This window comes from Acidithiobacillus sp. (assembly GCF_023255755.1).
Taxonomy (GTDB): Bacteria; Pseudomonadota; Gammaproteobacteria; order Acidithiobacillales; family Acidithiobacillaceae; genus Acidithiobacillus.
In genome coordinates this window covers 1-4,198 of sequence record NZ_JAGDVS010000055.1, presented here as the reverse complement: position 1 = coordinate 4,198, position 4,198 = coordinate 1, and the positions used below count along the sequence as shown (strand labels likewise).

Here is a 4,198-nt window from a genome sequence, read left to right as displayed (position 1 = left end):
CGCCCGCGAACGTAATTTAGGAAATGACTGCACAGCCCCACCCACGTCGCCTAAATTTTTCCAGCCCCACCCGCCACCCAGAAAATCAAGCACCCAACACCCTCCTGCAACATTTATAGCAGCCTAAATTTTTCCGGATGAACGCCACACGCAAACGAGTCCGCACAGAAATGCAGATCACCACCTATTCTTGTCCACAAACCTACACCAATTCATGATCCTACTCAATCCACCCCATGATTCCCACCTCCAACGAAAAAGCGCCCCGAAAGGCGCCCACCACCACAATCAGCTCACCCCATAACAAAACTACCCCACCAAACCCCTCTCCGGCTTCCGCACCGTTTGCCCGAACCACACATAAAACGCCGGGACCACAAAGAGCGAAACCAGCGAGCCGAAGCTCAGACCGCTGACAATGACCAGTCCCATGGAGAACCGCGCATCGGCATTACCGCCACTGGCGAAAAGCAGGGGTACGGCGCCGGCGATCATCGCCGCCACGGTCATTAAAATGGGGCGCAACCGTAAAGTAGCCGCTTCCACCACCGCATGACGTCGGTCTAAATGCTTTTCCGCCTGCATGACACGGGCAAATTGCACGATAAGAATGCCCTGTTTAGCGATCAGGCCGATGAGCATGACCATTCCCACCTCAGAATAGATGTTGACACTGGAAACCCCCAGACTAATGGGCAGTAAGGCCCCGAAAAGGGCGACGGGCACCGCGGTGAGCACCACCAGGGCGTCGCGGAAGCTGTTGAATTGCGCCGCGAGCAGCAGCAGGACCATCAACAACGCAAAACCAAAGGTGATCGCCAGCGCGCTGCCCTGATGCATGTACTGACGAGACACGCCGGCATAGTGGATCTGATCTCCGGCCGGCAGGATTTTCTGGGCATGGTTCCGCAGGAATTGCAGGGCTTGACCCAAAGATACCCCCGGTGCCGGATTGGCCTGAATGAAGACCGCGGGCAACTGCTGGAACTGCGGCAGGAAGGTAGGCGCCGGTCGCGACTGCAGGGAAACAAAGGTGGACAGTGGCACCTGCGCGCCGGATGGCGTCTTGATGGTGTAGGCCTTCAGGAAATCCGGATTGGCGCGCAGCGCGGGCGGCACCTGGGGCACGACGCGGTAGCTGAGGCCGTCCATGTCGAAATAATTGACATAGTTGCCGCCCAGCAGGGTTTCCAGATTCTGCCCGATATCCGCCATGCTCAGGCCGAAGGAGGCCGCCATCTGCCGGTTGATATGAATTTCCTGGATCTGATTGTTGTACTTCAGATTTTTGCAGACGAAGGAGAACAGGCCACTGGCTCTGGCCTCCTGTACCAGCTTGCCGGAGACGGCGTCCAGTGGATGGTAACCGCCGCCGGTACTGGTGATCACAAACTGCACCGGCAGCCCTACGGCCGCTCCCGGCAAGGGCGGCAGACCGAAGGCGGAAAGCTTCATGCCCGGCACCTGCTCGGCCAGTTTCTGCACCTTCTCCTTGACCTGTTGCGTAGTGACATTACCGCGCTCGGGTTTGAGCACCACCCCCGCCATCACCTCGTTATTCAGCAACATGCCGCCGATACCCACCCCATTGACCGCGAAGCTGTGGCTGCGACTGTCGATTTTATTGAAAACCGTTTTGGTCAGGTAATTATCGTAGGCATTCATGTATTCCAGGGTCGCCGTCGGCTGGGCGACGCCGTTGACATAGACGATGCCCTGATTGGCGGGCGGTGCCAGCTCGCTCTGACTGATGGAGAAGAGGAAATAAATGCCGACGGTGAGGATCAGCGCCAGCGTCACCGTCGTCGGCCAGACCCGTAGGCTCTGAAACAAGGTGCGGCCATACAGCGCCTTGAGCCGTCCGAAAATATGATCCACCAGATGCGCCATCCGGCCTTCGTGCCCGGCCTTCAGGACCCGCGAGGCGAGCATGGGGGCGAGGGTCAGGGCGGCCACCATGGATAGCAGCACCGTGGCGACAATGGTAAAGGCGAATTCGCTGAACAAATGCCCCACCAGACCGCCAATAAAAGCCATGGGAGCGAAAACCGCCACCAGCGTCGTCGCCATGACCAGAATGGGACTGGCCAGTTCCCGGGCGCTGAGCAGCGCCGCGTGCAGCGGCGTGGCGCCGTTTTCGATATGCCGGTGGACGTTTTCGACGACGATAATGGCGTCATCCACCACCAGCCCGATGGCCAGCACCATGGCCAGCAAGGTGAGCAAATTCAGAGTGTAACCGAGGGCATGGAGGATGGTGACCGCACCCACCATCGCCACCGGGATGGCGAGCACCGGCACGATCAGCGCCCGCCATGAGCCCATGAAGAAGTAGATCACCAGGATCACCACCAGCAAGGCCAAGGCGATATTGACCTCCACTTCCTGCAGGGAGCTTTTGACGAACTGCGCGCCATTGTAAATGGTGTAGCCCTGCATACCTGGCGGCATGGTCGAGTCCAACTGGGCCATGGCTTTTTGAATACCCTGAGACACTTTCAGGGCGTTACTGCCAGGGGCCTGCTGGATACCGATGTTCACGGCAGGCTGGCCGTCCACCATCACCGATGAGTCGTAGGTCTGGGCGCCCAGGGAGACTTTGGCCACCTGTCCCAGACGAATCGGCACCCCATGTACCGTCGCCACCACCAGATTGCGGAACTCTGCGGCGCTGTGCAAGGCAGTGTTGGCACTCATGGAGACAGCCGTGTACTGACCGCGCAGACGACCAACCGCCGCGACGAAATCATTCTGCTTCAGGGCGGTACTGACCTGCGCGGGGGTAATGCCCAGCACGGCCATTTCCTGGGGATTCAGCCAGACGCGCATGGCGTAGGTATTACCGTTGGGACCGGTGCCCGGCGGCAGGATGGAAGTCAGCCCCACCCCCGGCACCGACTGAATGGCGGGCTGCACCACCCGAGTCAGGTAGTCGGTGATCTGCTGCTGATTGAAGCCTTTACCATGGTAGCTCAGCAACATCAGGTAGGCACCGGAACCGGACATTTCCTGCACCACGGGCTGCATCACCCCCTTAGGGAGCTGATTGAGGACCGTATTGATCTTACTCTGCACCTGGGACAAGGCGGCGTTGGGATCTTCGCCCATGCGCATATAGAGGGTGAGGATGGAAATGCCATCTTCACTCACCGCCGTCATGTAGTTGATGCCGGGGGCTTGCCCGACGGCTTTTTCCAGCGGCGCCGTAATAAACGCGTTGACGGTCTTCGGGGTCGCCCCGAAGTAGTGGGTGGTCACTGTGATCATGGAGCTGTTGGTGGGCGGATACTCGGTGATGGGCATCAGGCCGAGGGAGCGCAGCCCGAAGAAAAACAGCATCAGGCTCAGGGAAATGGCGAGGATGGGGCGGCGGATAAAGGGTTCGGTGAAATGCATGGGGATCCTCAGAGATGCACGGCGTTATTGATGCGCACGTGGTCGCCGCTGTGCAGCTTGACCTGTCCCGCGGTGACCACCAGATCCCCGGCCTTCAGGCCGGAGCGGATAACCACTTCGTTGCCACGCTGCATACCCGTTGTCACCGGCTGTTCTTTGGCGATGAGGGTCTTATCCGGGCCACCGGGGGTCAGCACGTAGACAAAGTCCCCGTAGGTGTTAAAGCTCACCGCCACCATGGGAATCATCAGGCGCGCCGTGGGGGCTTCTTTTTGCAGGACGATGCGGACGAACATGCCGGGCTTCAGGCCTTGTGCTGCATCAAGGAGCGCGCGGACGCTGACCGCCCGGTTTTGCGCATCGACATGACTGGCGACAGCCTGCACTTTGGCGTGGTAATGACGCAGGGTGCCGCCGTTATGCACGTCAATCCGCACCGGCGCGCCAACCTGTACCGCCTGCACATCCCGCTGGGGTACGGTGAAGTCGGCATAGAGCTGCCGCAGGTTTTCGATGTGCACCACCGGCATACCGGCGTGGATATATTCACCCGGATTAACGGTGCGCAAGCCCAGTACCCCGGCGAAGGGCGCACGGATCTGCGTATCCGCCAGCGATTCCTGCAAGGCCGTCACCTGAGCCTGTGCCGCACTCGCACCATAGCGGGCCTTATCCAATGCGGCGGTGGAGATGCCGTGGATGGCGAAGACCTTCTCGGCGCGCTGGTAGTCTACCTGGGCGAGGGCGGCCTGGGCCTGCGCGGCCTGTAACTGGCCGGGCAGAGCGCCAGGGTCCAGGGACA

General features: G+C 60.1%; 2 protein-coding genes. Both read right to left on the bottom strand.

Annotated features, from left to right (window positions below; genetic code table 11):
* Positions 1-309: 309 nt before the first annotated feature.
* Positions 310-3,396, bottom strand: a complete 3,087-nt coding sequence (locus Q0C48_RS03820) for an efflux RND transporter permease subunit (RefSeq protein ID WP_291521714.1) — start codon at positions 3,394-3,396, stop codon at positions 310-312.
* A gap of 8 nt (positions 3,397-3,404) precedes the next feature.
* The coding region (locus tag Q0C48_RS03815; RefSeq protein WP_291521712.1) for an efflux RND transporter periplasmic adaptor subunit at positions 3,405-4,198 on the bottom strand (794 nt) is incomplete at its 5' end.